This is a genomic window from Caloranaerobacter ferrireducens (assembly GCF_001730685.1).
In the GTDB taxonomy this organism is placed as follows: domain Bacteria; phylum Bacillota; class Clostridia; order Tissierellales; family Thermohalobacteraceae; genus Caloranaerobacter; species Caloranaerobacter ferrireducens.
In genome coordinates, this window is sequence record NZ_MDJR01000003.1 from 61,839 (window position 1) to 79,015 (window position 17,177).

22 protein-coding genes and 2 pseudogenes are annotated in these 17,177 nt (G+C 28.1%); 19 read left to right on the forward strand and 5 right to left on the reverse strand.

All coding sequences use genetic code 11. The features are described 5' to 3' along the window. Positions 1–2: 2 nt before the first annotated feature. Together BFN48_RS06325 and BFN48_RS06330 are read right to left on the reverse strand one after the other, a co-directional pair. Positions 3–1,079 (reverse strand): glycosyltransferase family 4 protein, encoded by a 1,077-nt coding sequence (locus BFN48_RS06325; protein WP_069650064.1) that lies wholly within the window; start codon positions 1,077–1,079, stop codon positions 3–5. A 16-nt stretch (positions 1,080–1,095) separates the two neighbouring features. Continuing rightward, entirely contained in the window at positions 1,096–2,385 is a 1,290-nt protein-coding gene (locus tag BFN48_RS06330; RefSeq protein ID WP_069650065.1) for a glycosyltransferase family protein, read from the reverse strand. Positions 2,386–2,911: 526 nt separating this feature from the next. Here BFN48_RS06330 and BFN48_RS12115 point away from each other — a divergent pair. Beyond that, positions 2,912–3,649, forward strand: a pseudogene (locus BFN48_RS12115) (transposase). A 346-nt stretch (positions 3,650–3,995) separates the two neighbouring features. Here BFN48_RS12115 and BFN48_RS06340 read toward each other — a convergent pair. Beyond that, entirely contained in the window at positions 3,996–4,679 is a 684-nt protein-coding gene (locus BFN48_RS06340) for a BON domain-containing protein (RefSeq protein ID WP_176718838.1), read from the reverse strand. A 183-nt stretch (positions 4,680–4,862) separates the two neighbouring features. On the opposite strand from BFN48_RS06340, the gene BFN48_RS06345 reads away from it, so the two are divergent. The 12 genes from BFN48_RS06345 to BFN48_RS06400 all read left to right on the forward strand — a co-directional run bounded on the left by BFN48_RS06345 (position 4,863) and on the right by BFN48_RS06400 (position 12,807). Continuing rightward, positions 4,863–6,026 (forward strand): CD0519/CD1768 family membrane protein, encoded by a 1,164-nt coding sequence (locus tag BFN48_RS06345; protein WP_069650066.1) that lies wholly within the window; start codon positions 4,863–4,865, stop codon positions 6,024–6,026. Positions 6,027–6,051: 25 nt separating this feature from the next. Further along, on the forward strand, positions 6,052–6,480 hold the full coding sequence (locus tag BFN48_RS06350) for a DUF1893 domain-containing protein (protein ID WP_069650067.1): 429 nt from the start codon (positions 6,052–6,054) through the stop codon (positions 6,478–6,480). A gap of 49 nt (positions 6,481–6,529) precedes the next feature. Then, positions 6,530–6,940, forward strand: a complete 411-nt coding sequence (locus BFN48_RS06355) for a DUF3842 family protein (protein WP_069650068.1) — start codon at positions 6,530–6,532, stop codon at positions 6,938–6,940. A gap of 65 nt (positions 6,941–7,005) precedes the next feature. Further along, complete coding sequence (locus BFN48_RS06360; RefSeq protein ID WP_069650069.1) at positions 7,006–7,548, forward strand: ECF transporter S component; 543 nt, start codon at positions 7,006–7,008, stop codon at positions 7,546–7,548. Between the two features lie 98 nt (positions 7,549–7,646). Then, positions 7,647–8,426, forward strand: coding sequence for a GNAT family N-acetyltransferase (locus BFN48_RS06365; RefSeq protein ID WP_069650070.1), 780 nt, complete (start codon positions 7,647–7,649; stop codon positions 8,424–8,426). A 14-nt stretch (positions 8,427–8,440) separates the two neighbouring features. After that, a complete protein-coding gene (locus BFN48_RS06370) occupies positions 8,441–8,995 on the forward strand; it encodes a DUF2284 domain-containing protein (RefSeq protein ID WP_069650071.1) in 555 nt (184 codons plus the stop codon). Positions 8,996–9,144: 149 nt separating this feature from the next. After that, on the forward strand, positions 9,145–9,894 hold the full coding sequence (locus tag BFN48_RS06375) for an Mrp/NBP35 family ATP-binding protein (protein WP_069650072.1): 750 nt from the start codon (positions 9,145–9,147) through the stop codon (positions 9,892–9,894). Between the two features lie 12 nt (positions 9,895–9,906). Next, positions 9,907–10,284 (forward strand): NifB/NifX family molybdenum-iron cluster-binding protein, encoded by a 378-nt coding sequence (locus BFN48_RS06380; RefSeq protein WP_069650073.1) that lies wholly within the window; start codon positions 9,907–9,909, stop codon positions 10,282–10,284. Position 10,285: 1 nt separating this feature from the next. Then, the gene (locus BFN48_RS06385; RefSeq protein ID WP_069650074.1) at positions 10,286–11,122 is read left to right on the forward strand and encodes an ATP-binding protein; all 837 of its coding nucleotides are present in this window, start codon (positions 10,286–10,288) and stop codon (positions 11,120–11,122) included. Next, positions 11,123–11,986 (forward strand): ATP-binding protein, encoded by an 864-nt coding sequence (locus BFN48_RS06390; protein ID WP_069650075.1) that lies wholly within the window; start codon positions 11,123–11,125, stop codon positions 11,984–11,986. Continuing rightward, a complete protein-coding gene (locus BFN48_RS06395) occupies positions 11,986–12,342 on the forward strand; it encodes a NifB/NifX family molybdenum-iron cluster-binding protein (RefSeq protein WP_069650076.1) in 357 nt (118 codons plus the stop codon). The genes BFN48_RS06390 and BFN48_RS06395 overlap by 1 nt, the downstream gene beginning before the upstream one ends. Before the next feature lie 9 nt (positions 12,343–12,351). Beyond that, positions 12,352–12,807, forward strand: a complete 456-nt coding sequence (locus BFN48_RS06400) for a Fur family transcriptional regulator (protein WP_069650077.1) — start codon at positions 12,352–12,354, stop codon at positions 12,805–12,807. Between the two features lie 40 nt (positions 12,808–12,847). Here BFN48_RS06400 and BFN48_RS06405 read toward each other — a convergent pair whose 3' ends face one another. Both BFN48_RS06405 and BFN48_RS12780 read right to left on the reverse strand, forming a co-directional pair. Continuing rightward, positions 12,848–13,027, reverse strand: coding sequence for a hypothetical protein (locus tag BFN48_RS06405; protein WP_069650078.1), 180 nt, complete (start codon positions 13,025–13,027; stop codon positions 12,848–12,850). A gap of 122 nt (positions 13,028–13,149) precedes the next feature. After that, a pseudogene (locus BFN48_RS12780) lies at positions 13,150–13,338 on the reverse strand (SelT/SelW/SelH family protein); the annotation flags it as partial. A 242-nt stretch (positions 13,339–13,580) separates the two neighbouring features. Here BFN48_RS12780 and BFN48_RS12440 point away from each other — a divergent pair. The 6 genes from BFN48_RS12440 (at position 13,581) to BFN48_RS06430 (ending at position 17,164) form a co-directional block, all read left to right on the forward strand. Then, entirely contained in the window at positions 13,581–13,754 is a 174-nt protein-coding gene (locus BFN48_RS12440; RefSeq protein WP_176718839.1) for a hypothetical protein, read from the forward strand. Positions 13,755–13,825: 71 nt separating this feature from the next. After that, positions 13,826–14,446, forward strand: coding sequence for a DedA family protein (locus BFN48_RS06410; protein ID WP_069650079.1), 621 nt, complete (start codon positions 13,826–13,828; stop codon positions 14,444–14,446). A 14-nt stretch (positions 14,447–14,460) separates the two neighbouring features. After that, positions 14,461–15,147, forward strand: coding sequence for a TIGR01906 family membrane protein (locus BFN48_RS06415; RefSeq protein ID WP_069650080.1), 687 nt, complete (start codon positions 14,461–14,463; stop codon positions 15,145–15,147). Between the two features lie 73 nt (positions 15,148–15,220). Then, positions 15,221–16,192 (forward strand): restriction endonuclease, encoded by a 972-nt coding sequence (locus BFN48_RS06420; RefSeq protein WP_069650081.1) that lies wholly within the window; start codon positions 15,221–15,223, stop codon positions 16,190–16,192. A gap of 85 nt (positions 16,193–16,277) precedes the next feature. After that, a complete protein-coding gene (locus BFN48_RS06425; RefSeq protein ID WP_069650082.1) occupies positions 16,278–16,850 on the forward strand; it encodes a flavodoxin family protein in 573 nt (190 codons plus the stop codon). An 11-nt stretch (positions 16,851–16,861) separates the two neighbouring features. Next, on the forward strand, positions 16,862–17,164 hold the full coding sequence (locus BFN48_RS06430) for an MTH1187 family thiamine-binding protein (RefSeq protein ID WP_054871870.1): 303 nt from the start codon (positions 16,862–16,864) through the stop codon (positions 17,162–17,164). Positions 17,165–17,177 lie beyond the last annotated feature (13 nt).

Consider the following 17,177-nt stretch of genomic DNA (forward strand, 5'->3'; position numbering starts at 1 on the left):
TGTTAATATTGTCTATTGTTGGCAATTGTTTGAGTTAGTATTTCAAAGTATTTTTTTCCAACTTTCTCTATACTGTACTTATCTTTAACTATTTTTTCTCCAATTTTTAATAAATTATTGCGTTTTTCAAGGTTATCTAAGAGTATAAAAATTTTTGAAATAGCTTCATTTTCATTATTTGCTTCGTATAGATAATAAGAAAGTTTATCATCTAATATTTCAGGTATAGCACCTACATTTGGCGCGACAACTGGGCATTTACATGCTAAGGCTTCTACTATTGTCATACCAAATGATTCATTCAAAGATGTGCTTATATATAAACCACCACTTTCAGCAGTTATAGAATATAGTCTTGGCATATCACTATATTCTACACGCGGTAACCATTTAAAATCATTAAATAAGTCAAAATAATTTACTTTACTCAATAGTTCATTTACTACTTTATCAGGTGCTGTATATCCACCAACTAACCAAAATTCACAATCTTGCCTTCTTTGCTTTATTGAATGAGCAATTGAAAGGAATGATTTCCAATTTTTATGATTATCCAGTTTCCCAACCCATAATATTATCTTTTTATTACTTTTTCTTTCTATTTTTTGGTATTTAAACAACTCAGTATCTAAGCAATTTTCTACAACATAAACAGGCTTAATATCATCAAATTTAAATTCGGATGAAATACGTTTTTTTAAATATTTTGATGGGGTAATTATCGCATCCATTGGAGCGTTTTCTCGTAAATCATTCAACGCTTTTAAATTAGATGTTGTTGTATGAACTTCATTTATTACTACACCATCAAAATTAGACATTTTGATTGCTTTATACACTTCATTTGTATCAATGACAATTATTACATCAAACTTGTTTTTATTTATATATTCAACTATAGCATCCAAATTTTCTAATATAGCTACATAGGGGTAGTTACCAAATGTAATTCTTACCCCATAGTCTTTTAAAAAACCAAAATGTGGCTCGCAAAACTTTTTAAGGTATTTTAGCCTATTTGCTAATTGTGTGCTAACTCCACCTAATATACCATATCTATATAAATAAAGAATTTTCATTATTAAACCTCCTTTTTTATATCCCATTATTTCTTGATATAAGCTTAATTAAATCTGGATTATCTAATGTTTTATTTCCCCAAATTAAAAATTGCTTAGCTCTATTTTCCCATCTATTATTTGCCAAAAACTTTTCTATAACTTTGACATCCATAGAAACGGTTAAAGCCTTCTGAATTTGCAAAATAAATTCATTAACATTATTTGCAATAAATACATATGGATAATCATGGATCTGTGGCATTCTAAAAGAAACAACTGGCAAACCTAATCCTAGATATTCATATACTTTAATTGGATCAACGGCATTACTAAGTTTACCAATTTTAAAAGGTATAATGGCAACTCTCCATTTTTTTGTAATTTCTCTTATCTCATTATGAATTTTCGGCCCCATATATTTGATATTAGATGGTAAATTTAAATTATTAGGCATATGATGACCTATTATTTCAAAAGTCCAATCAGTTTTTAATTTTGCTATTTTTATTAATGATTCCCAATCAAACCATGAATCTGTTAAATGTCCAAAATAACCGATTACTGCTTTTCCATCTCTAGGAGCTATTTTTATTTTACTGTCTTTTATAAATTTGCTATCAAACGCATTCGGGGATAATTGAATTATTTTGTTTTTAGTATAGTTCTGTATTTTCTTTTGTAATGGCCGAGAGATTGCACATACAATATCACAATTGTTAACTATATACTTTTCGGCATTAATATCGAACCATTTTGCTTGTTTTACTTTATGAAATTCTTCCCAATCATCTCTTACATCATATATAGTTACCCATCCATTCATATTAAGTTGGTTAACAATTCTTACCAAATAAGGATATGGAAACGATACAACAAATATCTTTTTCTTATCCTTAAAATTAAACTTGATTATTTCGTCCATATATTCTAGTGTTTTGTCAATAGGTGATTGAAACAACCTATTATCTGGATAACTAGGAATTTCTTCATTCTTATGCCATCTCCAATACGAAAAAAAAACTGGTACATTCATTTCTAATAAAGTTTTTGTTAGTTTGATTGGCCTGTTACCACGCAGTTCTTGAACGTAAGTTGTTCCAGAAAACATGAAAATAATGTATTTAAAATTTCCGTTTGCGATTTGTTTTAGATATTTATCTATTTTTTCTTTGAACTTATCAACATTTTTAGTTTGGATAATGTTATTTTTATTTTGTTTTCTTGAAATATTTTTTTTTATTAACTCATTAGGTGAATTATTAAGAGGTTTAGCTGGTATAAGTTTTCTATGTTGTTCTTTCTTTATTACATCATTATTTTTCAACTTGAATTTCCCCCTTCATTTCCCTTTTTAATTATTCTAATAAATGAATATTTAAACTGATGACCTCAAAATAGATATTTTCTATTATATAGTATGAATGAATATTTTTATTGTGTTATAAAGACTTTTATTAATAGTTTTTTAATTTTAAATTTAGTAATAATTGAGTGTAAATAGCTAATATAAGATTTGATAATGTTAGTATAAAGCCATGGAAAAATTAATTAAACAATATAGAATTAAGTTAAGTGAGACAACGAGTTCATATGAATAAAAGATATAAAAAGAATTCAAACAAATAATGTTTTAATTACAGACTGTAGGCAAAATAGCAAAGAATCTTTTGAATCAAAAAGGATTCTCTTTCTTTTATGTCTAATATAATATATGAAAATAAATATAAGAGGTGGAGGAAAAAAGCTAGGTAAACAAAAAGAAGATAACAGAAAACAAATACAAATGGTTTCAGTAGATGAAGTAGTTTCAGAAGATCACTGAGTACATTAAGAAAAAATTATTAAGAGAAATGATTAACGAAGGTAATCTAAGTACAGCAGAAGATCTTCATTCATTTCTAAAAGACCTTTTTAAGAATGCACTTCAAGAAATGCTTGAAGCAGAATTAGAAGTAGAATTATGCTATGCTAAAGGAGGCAGAAAAAACAAATAGACAAATAATCGTAGAAATGGATATACAGATAAAAAAGTAAAAACACAATTTTGAGAAATGGAAATAGAAATCTCAAGAGATAGAAATGGAGAATTTGAACCAATAGTAGTTCCTAAAAACAAAAGAGATATATCAGGAATAGAAGAAAAAGTAACATTTTTATATGTAAGAGGAATGTCAACAAGAGATACATGATCAAATAAAAGATATACATGGAATAGAAATATCAGCTGAAATGGTAAGTAAAATAACTGATAAATTAATGCTTAAAATAAAAGAATGACAAAATAGACCTCTTCATCCAATATATCTACTTGTATTTATGGATGCTATACACTATAAAGTAAGAGAAGATGGACAAATTTAAAAAAGCAGCTTATGTTGTATTAGGAATAAGTATCCATTTGCCATAAAAAGCTGGTATGCTAACTCGGATGTGTTATTATCTTTCTTTCAGATAAAGCTCTATACAAGATTCTTTATTTAGCAAGTCAAAACGTGATGAAAAAATGGACTGCCCGTTATAAAGACTGGGATATAGTAATTAATCAATTAATGATATTCTTTGAAGGAAGGATAGAACCATATCTTTAAAAATAACTAATAACTTTTAATTCAGACCAAAATTATAAAGGAAATTTTTTGAGTGTTATTTTAATAAAAAGCAAACTTTTTCTATCATACAATTTGCTTCCAAAATTATACAGTTTTATACATATTACCTTATAATTTTGGCAATCATAGAAATAAATTTAAATAGTATTTATTACTATTTAGTTAATTATTTCTTGTCAGATTGGAGTTGTACTTTCTTAAAGCACAAATTTATTTACAGATTCCTTTTTCAGGGAATTTAATGATTATATTACAAAACCCCTGCATATATTAAATATTTGCAGGGGTTTTGCCGACAATCTGAAGCCATATCTAGTGATATGGCTTATTTTTCTCTTATTCGAATCTTATTAATAACTTTCCTTACCCCTTCAACACTCATAGCCAATTCTTTTGCTATTTCTGCATCTCTTCTAGTTTGTGCATATCCAGATAATGAGGCAATACCTCCTGTAACTGTACAAGCAATATCTTCTCCACTAAAATCAGCTCTATTTAATTTATCTCTAATCATATTAGTTATAGTAACATCATCAATTACTCCTAAAGTAGAGATTTGTGTATTATTTACAACATCCTTTACACCTCTGACTTCAGAGGCAATTTTCATTGCAATATGTGAATCTTTTAATGTGTCTACATGACCAACTAGATTTACAACACCATCTTTTACCTTAACTCCAATACCATTTATTTTTTCAGAATAACTGTTATTACGAAGTCTGTCGATAACTTCTTTTTCGATATGCTTATCTGTAATTTGCCCTTCAATACCTATAGTTATGTTGTTTTCTACTTTTCTAACTCCGTCAATATTATAAGCGATTTGCTCTGCGTATTTTTTTTCTGCTAGTACATCAACAAATCCAGAAAGATGAACGACTCCATCTCTGCAGGTTACGTTAATATCCATACTAGATGCTTGCATTTTCTCTTCTAATTGGTCTTTGATGTAATCAACTAATAATTCATCTTTTGTAAGATTTTCTTTCTTATCTTTAATATTCAAATTAAACACCCCTTTTAAACTATTTATATTAGTTTTACACATCATTGATAGAAATATGAATACTTGCTATTGCTTATATGAATTTTTCAAAACATTGATAAAATTTATTGCTTTAGTATTTTGTATCTTATATAATATGATTATCTTGGGTTAATCAACTTATTTAGAAGGGGTGTATAAACGATGCATAAAATGACGACGGGAAGAACTAGGAAAACGATTCCGTATTTGGATACTATTATTTTTTTAGGAATTATTTCTTTATTTTTTGGCTATTTAGGGGCGAATATGGGAATTAGTAATATGTTTTCGACTATTATGTCAACAGCTTACAAATTACTAGTTGATACTGTATTTTATATTATGGCAATAGCAGTATTAACTGGAGCTTTTGGTAAGCTTGCAACTGAATTTGGTTTAGTTAAATTATTAAATAAGATATTTTCTCCTCTAATGAAACCTCTATTCAATATGCCTGGAGTAGCTTTTTTAGGAGTAATAACAACTTATCTTTCTGATAACCCAGCGATTATATCATTATCTAAGGATGATGATTTTTTAAGTTATTTTAAGAAGCATCAAGTACCCTGCTTATGCAATTTAGGTACTGCATTTGGAATGGGTCTTATAGTTACAACCTTCATGACAGGCTTAGGGTATTTCAAAGAGGCATTAATAGGAAATATTGGTGCTATAATAGGAAGTATTATTAGCGTTAGAATAATGGCTCACAGAACTAAAAAAGTATTACCTGAAGAGCCAGAAAAAGAGATAAAAAACAAGAAAGATATAGATATTGAAGATAATATTATAGAACATGCACAAGGCAGCTTTTTTGAAAGGTTTTTGACAGCTTTCTTAGAAGGAGGTAAGCTAGGCGTAGATATTGGACTTAGTATAATTCCAGGTGTTTTAGTAATTTGTACTGTTATAATGGTTTTAACTTTTGGACCAGCTGATCCTTCTATTGGATATCAAGGAAAGGCTTTTGAAGGAGTTAGATTATTGCCAAGAATAGGAGAGTTTTTGTCACCTATTATAAAGCCTTTATTTGGATTTAAGAGCCCTGAGGCTATAGCATTTCCTATAACTGCATTGGGGGCTGTTGGAGCAGCTTTAAGTCTTGTTCCAAAGTTTTTAGAAAGTGGTATTATAGGTCCAAATGAAATAGCCGTTTTTACTGCGATGGGAATGTGTTGGAGCGGGTTTTTAAGTACACATGTTGCTATGTTAGATGCATTGGGACATAGAAAACTTATATCAAAAGCGATAACGAGCCATGTAATAGGTGGTATTGCTGCTGGAATTTCTGCTCACTTAATTATTTTGCTTTTGAATTTCATATAAAAATGTTAGACAAGGTGGTAATATGATGCATGATTTAGAAACAGCAAAAAAAATATTATTTGAGAAAAATTATTCTCTAGTTGTAGTTAAAAATGGTGAAGTAATATTTGTAAGTAGAGAAAAAGGGATAAAACCACTATTAAGTGTTGTTTTAGAAAAAGAAGAAACTATAAAAGAAGGAAGTTTAGCTGATAAAGTTATAGGTAAAGCAGCAGCGATGCTTTGCATAAAAGCAGGGTTTACATCTGTTTTTGCAGATATTATGAGTGAAAGTGCTATTAAAACATTAAAAGAATCTAATATAAAATACGAATACAACACGAAGGTGCAATATATATTAAATAGAGATAAGAGTGATATGTGCCCTGTTGAAAAGATAGCTCAAAGTCATGAAGATACAGCAAAATTAATAGAAGAGGTAAAAAAGTTTCTTAATGTAATTATTGATAAATAATATATAATTGTATTATAATTATTGTGATGTCCTAAAAAGGGGAGATGATATGAAAATCGCAGTTGTAGATGGGCAGGGTGGAGGTTTAGGGAAGTCGATTGTAGAAAAGATTAGAAGTGAAATTAAAGATGATATAGAAATCATCGCATTGGGAACGAATTCTTTGGCAACCTCCAATATGTTGAAGGCAGGAGCTAATGCAGGGGCAACTGGTGAAAATGCTGTAAAGGTAATGAGTCAAAAAGTTGATATAATTATCGGGCCAATAGCAATATTGATTGCGAATTCTATGATGGGAGAAATAACTCCAGTAATGGCTGAAGCCATATCGACAAGTGAAGCAAGAAAAATTATTTTGCCTCTTAATAGATGCAATGTCTATATAGCAGGTACACAAGAACTAAATATCAATCAAATGCTTGATTATATTATTGAGGAAATAAATAAAGCTAGGAAGTAAAACCATGAAGGTAATCTTATAGAAAAGATTATTTTCATGGTTATTTTTTTAAGGAGGGATTGAATATGAATTTAAACAGTAAAACTAGAGAAATTGTTTTAGCAGGATTATTTATTGCCATGGGTATAGTATTACCATCTTTATTCCACTTAACAGGTATTAGTGGGAAAGTTTTCTTACCAATGCATATCCCTGCATTAATAGCTGGATTTTTTGTATCATCTCCAACTGCATTTATTATTGGTTTTATATTGCCTTATTTAAATTCAATGATTACAGGAATGCCACCTTTATTCCCAATAGCTTTGATTATGTCTTTTGAGATAGGGTTATATGGTTTAAGTGTATCTATTTTCAGTAAAAAAATGAAGCTAAATACTATTATATCTTTGATTTTAGCAATGATTACAGGGAGAATTGGTGGTGGATTAGTAGCTTATATTTTATCTGTTCTTTTCGGAGTAAAAATAAGAGCGCTTATGTTTGTTAAAGGATCGATATTAACAGGTTTACCAGGAATAATAATTCAACTTATTTTTATACCTATAATAGTGTTAGCTTTAAGTAAATACAGTAATAGAGAAATTACTGAAAATAATACCCTATAGTAGTTTTGCTATAGGGTATTTTTTATCGATAAAATATTTGAATTAACCGAAGTTATACTGTATAATAATTTAAAATTATTAGTTGGGGGGAGTTTACAATGATTAGATTGCTTAATAATGAGGATTATGACATACTTATGGAATATATTAAGAAAGAAAAAGAGTTAAATTTGTTTATTATAGGAGATGTTGAAAACTATGGATTCAATAATGAATTTCAGAAATTGTGGGGAGAATTTAATCAAAAAGGAGAACTAATTGGTGTTTTATTAAAATACTTTGAGAGCTTTATTTTTTATTCAAGAGATGAATTTGATGTTGAAGGGTTTTATAATATTATGAAGAATGAAGAATTTAAGTTGTTATCAGGAGAAAAATCTATAGTTGAAAAATTTGAAAAACTGCATAGCTTTTCAAAAAAAAGAGATACATATTTCTGTAAATTAGATAAAGGTTCAAAACTTGAAGAGAATGAGTTATTGGCTAATGTAAGAAAAGTAGAGTTAGAAAATGTTGATGAGATAGTTAAACTATACAAATTAATAGAAGAGTTTTCTAGAGACATATCTGAAGAATCTATAAGGAAGAAATTTGAGGATAATACAGGTAGAGGATACTATATAGAGGAAGATGGAAAAATGGTTTCAGTTGCGCAAACAACAGCTGAAAACAGTACTTCTGCTATGATAGTTGGTGTTTGTACTCATCCAGATTATAGAAAGAGAGGTTATGCAACAGCTTGTATGACTAAATTATGTAAGGCTCTTCTAAATGAAGGAAAAAGTTTATGCCTTTTTTATGATAATCCAAAAGCTGGTAGGATATACAAAAGGTTAGGATTTAAAGATATGGGAATTTGGACAATGTACAATAAATAAAGGAGTTTTTATATATGGATAAGCTTAAAGTAAAAGATTTTTTGAAGGCATATGAAATGGCAAAAAAAGTTTATATGATAAAAGAAGTATTGATAGATGAAATTGAAATAACTCAAATAGTAAGAGATTATTGTATACAGAATAAATGTGAACAATATGGTGCAAACTACATGTGTCCGCCATATGTTGGTGATATTGAAGATTTTAAAAAGAAGTTGAAAACATATAATGCTGGCTTTGTAGTTATAGTTAGAGATAATATAAATAATCCAAATGATATGGAAGAATTCTATAAGCCTGCTTATAAGCTTCATAAGATTATGTTGGAACTGGAAGAAGAAGCAAAAAAACTAGGTTTTGAAAATTCTTATGCTTTGATTGGTGGGAACTGTAAACTATGTAAAGTATGTAATGCAAAACTTGGTATCAAAGAGTGTAATTATCCTGATAAGGCTAGACCTTCTTTAGAAGCAATGGGCATAGATGTTATAAATACGTGCAAGAAAATAGGTATTAATATCGAATTTAAAAAAGATGAAGTTACTTGGGTTGGACTATTGTTAATATAATTTTGCAATAAATAAATGAGGGAAATATTCCCTCATTTTTTGTGTTTAAAAATAGAAAAAATTACATATAAATATTGGCAAATGCACATAAAAAATGTATAATATAAATAGCATATGCCATAAATAAAAGTAATAGAGGAGGTCATCTAATGGAAAATAAAATTAACAAAATAATTGCAGTAATGAGTGGCAAAGGTGGTGTTGGTAAATCCTTTGTATCAAGTTTACTAGCAGTAAATCTGAACAGAGAAGGATATAAGGTCGGAATAATGGATGCAGATATTACTGGACCAAGTATACCAAAGATCTTCGGTTTAAATAAAGTAAGAGCTCAGATAATAGATAAAAAATTACAACCAGTTGAAACAAAAACAGGGATAAAAGTTATGTCACTAAATCTATTATTAGAAGAAGAAAATAAACCTGTTATTTGGAGAGGACCGTTAATTTCTGGAACAGTTAAACAATTTTATGATGAAACCAACTGGGGAGAATTAGATTACTTAATAATTGACTTACCACCTGGAACTTCTGATGTAACACTTACTGTTATGCAGTCTATGCCTGTTGATTATATCGTTGTTGTTACATCACCACAAGACTTAGTTAACCTTATAGTTGAAAAATCAATTCACATGAGTAAGATGATGAATGTTCCTATTTTAGGTATTGTTGAGAATATGAGTTATGCTGTATGCCCTGATTGTGGTAAAAAAATAGAAGTATTTGGTAAGAGTAAATCTGAACAAGTAGCAAAAGAAATGGGATTAGATTTAATTGCAAAATTACCTATAAATTCAGGATTTACACAATTATGCGATGAAGGAAGAATAGAATTGTTCAATCATGAATTAGAAGAATTTGCAAGTTTAGGTACAAAAATTTTAGAAAAAATGTAGGAGGAATGAACTATGAAGGTGTGTTTTAGTAGTGAAGGTAAAAGCTTGGATAGTCAGCTGGATCCACGTTTTGGAAGATGCAAATACTTTATCATAGTAGATACAGAAACAAATGAGTTCAAAGTAGTTGAAAATGAGGGTTTTGTATCAGAACATGGTGCTGGTGTTTCAGCAGCTAATTTAGTTGTAGATGAAGGAGCAGATATTGTTATAACTAGAAATATTGGACCTAACTCAATGAAAATACTTACAAGTACTAAAATAAGTATTTATGAAGGTCAGGCAGATACAATTAAGGCTAATTTGGAACTTTTAAAACAAGATAAATTGAATGAAATAAAAGAACCTAAAAAATCACACTTTGGATTACAGAACAGGTGGGGAAGGTAAAATGAAAATATCTGTACTAAGTGGAAAAGGTGGTACTGGAAAAACTACAGTAGCTACTAATTTAGCTTATTATTTAAGTAAGAAAGGAAAAAAGGTTCAGTATTTAGATTTTGATGTAGAAGAGCCTAATGGTTTCATATTTTTAAAACCTGAAATAAAAAATACTTTTGAAGTAAAAGTTAAAGTTCCACAAATTGATGAATCTTCTTGTACACAATGTGGTTTATGTGCAAAAAAATGTAATTTTAATGCTTTAGCAGTTACTAAAAATGGTGTTTTAGTTTTTGAAAAAATATGTCATAGTTGTGGACTATGTAGCTTAGTATGTCCAGTAAATGCAATTACTGAAACCGAGAGAGAAATCGGTAAAATTGAAATAGGTTATACTAATAATCTTAAAGCAGTTAGAGGAGTTCTTAACATAGGAGAACCTATGGGCATACCAATTTTAAAGAATTTAAAAAAACTAATAACTCCTGATTATATAAATATTATAGATTCTCCACCTGGTAGTTCATGCAGCGTTGTGCATTCAGTTGAGGGGTCTGATTATGGGATTTTAGTTACTGAACCAACTAAGTTTGGATTACATGATTTAGAGATTGCAGCTAATGTTATACGACAATTAGGAGTACCATTTGGTGTAGTTATTAATAAATCTGATGAAAATGACTATATTATTGAAGAATTTTGTGAAAAACAGGGAATAGATATAATTGAGAAAATACCATTTGATAGGAGTATTGCCCAAAAGTATTCTAAGGGAGAATTACTTGAAGATAAAAGCTTTATAGAAGTTTTTGAAAATATTTTTTCTAAAATAATGGAGGTTTCATAAATGAAGCAGATAGTTGTAATTAGTGGAAAAGGAGGTACAGGTAAGACTACTCTTACTTCTTCATTTGCATATCTTGCTAAGAATAGAGATGTAGCTGATTGCGATGTGGAAGCTCCAAATCTTAATCTTATTTTAAATAATACTCCAATAAAAAGAGAATTATATATTGGAGGTAAAATAGCTTACATTGATAAAGAAAAATGTATTGAGTGTGGCAAGTGTAGAAGTATATGTAGATTTGATGCAATAAAAGAAAATTTTGAGATAAATGATATAAAATGCGAGGGATGTGGAGCTTGTGTTGAAGTATGTCCTAATGAAGCAATTAAATTAGTTGACGATGAAACAGGAGATGTTATTACAAGCTCTATTGAAGGTGGAAAATTTTCGTATGCTCAGTTAAGGATTGGCGCTGATGGTGCAGGTAAAGTGGTTACTAAGGTAAGACAGTCACTTATAAGTGACAAGGAGAAACCAGAGTTAGTCATAATTGATGGTTCTCCAGGTATTGGATGTGTTGTGATATCTTCACTTACAGGTTGTAATATGGCTGTAGTTGTAACTGAACCAACACAGTCGGGATTAGAGGACCTAATGAGAGTATTAAGTTTAGTAGACTATTTTCATATGAAAGCTTATGTGGTTATAAATAAATTTGATATTAACCTGGAAAAAACAAAAGAAATTGAAGATTTTTGTAATGAAAATAATTTTGAAGTTGTTGGTAAAATACCTTTTGATCCATATGTAAGTAAAGCAATAAAGAAAAGCAAACCAGTAGTACTATTTGAGGAAAGTATTGCTGGTAAGGAAATTAGAAAAATATGGAACATAATAAATGAAAAGATTAAGGAGGTAGAATAATGAGAATTGCGTTAGCTGTTGATGGTAATTATGTATCACAACATTTTGGCCATTGTGAGGGATTTGAATTAGTTGATATTCAAAACAATGAAGTAAAAAATAGAATTTTTGTTCCTAACCCAGGACATAGACCAGGGTTTTTACCAAAGTTTTTAAGTGAAAAAGGAGTTAACACTATTGTTGCTGGTGGTATGGGGCAAACAGCTCAAGCTTTATTTAACGAAAATGGAATAGATGTTCTAGTTGGCATTAGTGGCAGTATTGAAGAGGTAATAAAAAATTATATTAATGGTACATTAATATCTACAGATGAGGTTTGTGAGAGACATGAGCATCATGGAGAATGTGGTCATTAGGAGAATTTTATGCAAGGCAAAAGATTAAGTTATATAGAAAATATCCTAAAGGAAAATGGTTACAGGATAACTGAGCAAAGAAGAAAAATAATAAAATTGTTTCTAGATAATCCGAATAAGCATTTTCATCCAACAGATATTCATGCTTTTCTCATTGAACAAGGAGAAGCTGTGGGTATTGCAACAGTATACAGAAATATAAAAATCTTGTTGGATAATGACATAATAGAGGAAGTAACATTTAATAGTTCAAAATTATACGAACTAAAACTATTTTCAAGAAAAAGTATCCATGCACATTTTATCTGTTTAAAATGTAAAAGAGTATTAGATTATATCGATGTAGATACTTCACTTAAATTGATTAAAATAATAAATGAAATTGAGAGAAGATATGATTTTAAAATTGAGGATAGTGAGATTACATTCACAGGTTTTTGCAAAAAATGTTCAATTGATGAGTAAGTTTAAAAAGGCCCGATATTTATAGGGCCTTTTATTTCTATTAATATCTAAAAAAACCACCAGATAATATTAATGGTATAAATAATAAAATAATCCACCAGTAAGAACCATAACCATGACCACGTCTTTGCTCTTCGTTTTCTTTTTCATTTTCTTTTTCCTTTTCGATTTCATCAATTACTTCAACTGGTGGTATATAATATCTATATCTTCTAGGCATAAACCAAAACCTCCCTTAAATAACTTATATACGTAAATATTTATATTCTAATACATGGTATGTAAATAGAAAATGATTTGTTACTTAAGAAAAAAAACGGCTTTCGCCGTTTATGTAATAGTTTATATTTTTTCTCTGATTATGCTTTCAACTTCATCTTCATTAGGAAATCTTCCTAATTCTTTTTTTGAAAAAATCAATTCATCATTAAACTTAACTTCAAAAACTCCACCTGAAGAAGGTAGTAATGTTATAGACTTAATTTTATTTTTATGTTCCTTAAGTAATTTTTCTGTAAGGCTAACTGCCTTAGGACGATATCCTCAAGTAGTACAGTATTCAATACTTATTTTATTTTCCATATTAAAGACCTCCTTTTAGTTTTATTATAACTATAAAATTAAAACATATCAAACAAAATATTGAAAACAATGTAAAATATAGCTATTTTGAGTTTAAACTGTAATAAAGTTATATATAACAATTGAATAATTAGTCATTAAAAAATACATACTAATATTGAAAACTTGATTAAAATTGAAGGAGTGTCTATATGGATACAAAACCAAATTTTGAAGAAATAAAAAGAAGGTTTAAAAATGCAGATTTAGATGAGAAAATTAGGATTTATACAACAACTCAAGGACTTACTGTTGAACAGTTTAAAGAATTATTAAGAATGTTTCCTATACAGCATTTAGATAAATTAGAAAGAGCTATGGCATAAACCCGATTTTTCGGGTTTTTCAATTTTCCTTTTCTTTTTGTTGATTTTACCAAACTTTTTAGAGGTGGGAAATGGAGAGTATTATTTTAAATATTATAGATAAATTGGTTAGTGGTAATAAGTTATTTCTTTATTTATTTTTCTTTTTTTCACAATACTTACAAATAATTTTCCCACCATATCCAGGAGATATGGTATTGGTTATAGAAGGATATTTGTCTGAACTTGTACATTTAAACATTTATTTTATATTAACTATTGCATGGTTTGGAACTTTTTTATCATCTTTAATGTTATATAAACTTGGTGAAAAGGAAAAAGAAAAAATACTACATTCAAAATTTATTAAATTTATATTCAATACTAAGAAATTTCTAAAATTAAAAAACATGTTTAATAGGCATGGCCCTGCTGCTATTTTTGTAAGTAAGTTTATTCCTGGTATATATTCATTTACAGTCTTAATAGCTGGAATTTCTGAGGCAGATAAAAAGTTAACCTATCTTACAATTGGAATAGTTAATATTATTCATCATACGATGTTGATTGTTTTAGGGAAAATATTAAAAGAAAATTGGGTAATAATTATTAATGTACTAAAAACTTATAATAAATATGTTATTATTGCAATGATTATTTTTACACTTTTCTATGTACTACTTACACGAGTCAATAAAAAGAAATTTGTTTAGCAGAGGGAGTTTTTATGGAAAAATATACAAAGTTGTTTGCATTAATTTGTATTGTCTGCTTACCAATAACTATGCTACTTATGAATTTAGAAATAGCAACATTTGATATTAGTTTTTTTAAAGATAAATATGAAGAATATAATATAGAAAATGTAACGGGAATAAGTGAAGAGAATCTAATGTTAATTACAGAAAAGCTTTTAGATTATCTTAAAGGTAAAAGAGAAAATATTATTATTTTTACAGATGTAGGAGGTAAAATTGAGCAGGTCTTTGAAGAAAGAGAATTATTACATCTAAAAGATGTAAGAGAGTTATTTAGGAAAGAACATGTTACAAGAAATTTGACTTTATTGCTAACTGTAGTTTCATTAATATATATATTTTACAAAGATAAAAATAGATTAAAAAAGATTTTAGTTATTACATCTTCAATAGAACTGTTTTTAGTTGGAATGCTTTACATATTGATATATTCAGATTTCTATAAGTATTTTACTTATTTTCATAAAATTTTATTTTCAAATGATTTGTGGCTGCTTAATCCAAAAACGGATATTTTGATACAAATGTATCCGTTGGAGTTTTTTAGCAGTATTACTTATAGAATATTTGCATTGTTTTTATTAGAAAATTTAGGTTTACTATTAATAGCTTTATTGTTGCCAAGCAGAAAACAGTCAAATCATATAGGTGTTTAGCCTATATGTTTTTTTGTATAAAAATTTTGAAAGAGGATATGATTATTAAAAACTGATAAAGCAGGTGATTTGAATGGATATAACAAATGCTTTGAAAGTTACAAAAAAGCATATAGACAGTTACAGAAATAAAAAGAGGTTAAAAAAATATTACTTAGAAGAGATGAAAAAAGGAAAGTCATACTTGGCTATAGTTCTAGATGGAATTATGTTAAGACTTATAATTACTTTTGGTTTCTTTTTATATTTTTATATTAAGACAAATGACTATTTGTTTAGTTTTGTAGTTGCTGTTCAGTTCTTTATAATAGTAAACTTGTTATTATATCAAATTAGTACTGTTAAACTTAATAAAGTAATTAAAAGGACTAATGAAGTAGTTGCAAAAGAAGAAATTTTAAAAGATTTATTAAATAAAACTCCATATGAATTTATAGAGTACTGTTATGATGTATTAGAAAATGTAGGTTTGGAAGATTTAAAAATGTTACATCAAAGAGATATTGATATGATAGGCGATTTTAAGGGGAAAAGCATAGGGATTAAATGTTTACAATATGAAGATGATTATAAAGTTACAATAAAGGATGTTAAAGAGTTTTTCTTATCTTTAAAAAAACTTGATATAGAATCAGGCGCTATAATAACAACATCAACTTTTACAGAAGATATTAAAGACTTTTTACCAAAGTTACAAAAGCATATAAGAATTTATCTGCTTGATAAAGATAGCTTCGTTGAGTTAATTAAAAAAACAGAATTATATCCTAAAGAGCGAGAAATTGAAAAAATAATAATAAATAGGATACGAGATAGAAACAAAAAAATTAGAGAATATAGAAAAAACTTATTATCAAAAGGAAAATCTTCTAAATATATTTTTTTAGGTATTATGATATATTTTCTCGGTAGAGTTACAAACTATCAAAAATATTATAGTATTGTATCTTATTTTTTACTTATTCTTGGATTAGCTTCAATAATTAAAAACGTTATAATATTTTTTAGACCTGAAATAGAAAAAAATGAAGATAGCTTCATATGATATTTACAATAATTCATAATTGATATAAAATTTTAGTAAGGTCAATTGGTACAAATTACATCAATAAAGATTTAATGGAGGATTTATGGGAAAAGTACTTGCAGTTATGGGCAGTCCTAGAAAGCATAAGAATACAGATACTTTATTAGACAGTGTACTGGAAGGTATTAAAAAATGTAATGTTAATATTAGGAAAGTTTATCTTAAGGATTTGAGTATTAATCCGTGTGTAGGATGTGATTATTGTTCTAAAACAGGAAAGTGCTTTATAAATGACGATATGAACGAATTATACAGTGAATTTAATGAAAGTGACGGTATAATAATAGCTTCTCCTTTATATTTTAATACAGTTAGTAGTTTAACAAAAATAATGATAGATAGATGTCAAGTGTATTGGTCTAGTAAATTTATCTTAAAAAATCCAGCTATTGATGTAAATAAAAATAGAATAGGAATGTTTATTGCTGCAGGAGGAGCTCCTTATAAAGAAGGGCATTTTGATGCATGTATCCCTGTTATAGATTTATTTTTTAAAGCTATTAATACTAGGTATAAATATAATCTATTAGTTTCTGATACTGATCGTTTCCCTATATGGGAAAGAAAAGATATATTAAATAAAGGTTTTAATCTAGGGTTAAAATTTTTTGACTAGGAGGGTGTTAAATGGCTATAGTGGAAGTTACTATAGTACCTTTAGGTACAGGGGATACAAGTTTAAGTAGTTATGTTGCTAAATGTCATACTGTATTAGAGAAAGAAAAAGATTTGAAATATATGCTAACTCCTATGGGTACAATAATAGAAGGGGACCTTGATAAAATACTAGATGTAATTAGAAAAATGCATGAAGTACCTTTTGCTGAAGGTGCAAAAAGGGTTTCGACGCAGATTAAGATTGATGATAGAAGAGATAAAGAAACTAGTATGGAAAGAAAGGTTAAATCTGTTGAAAGCAAACTGAAATAGACCCTATGGGTCT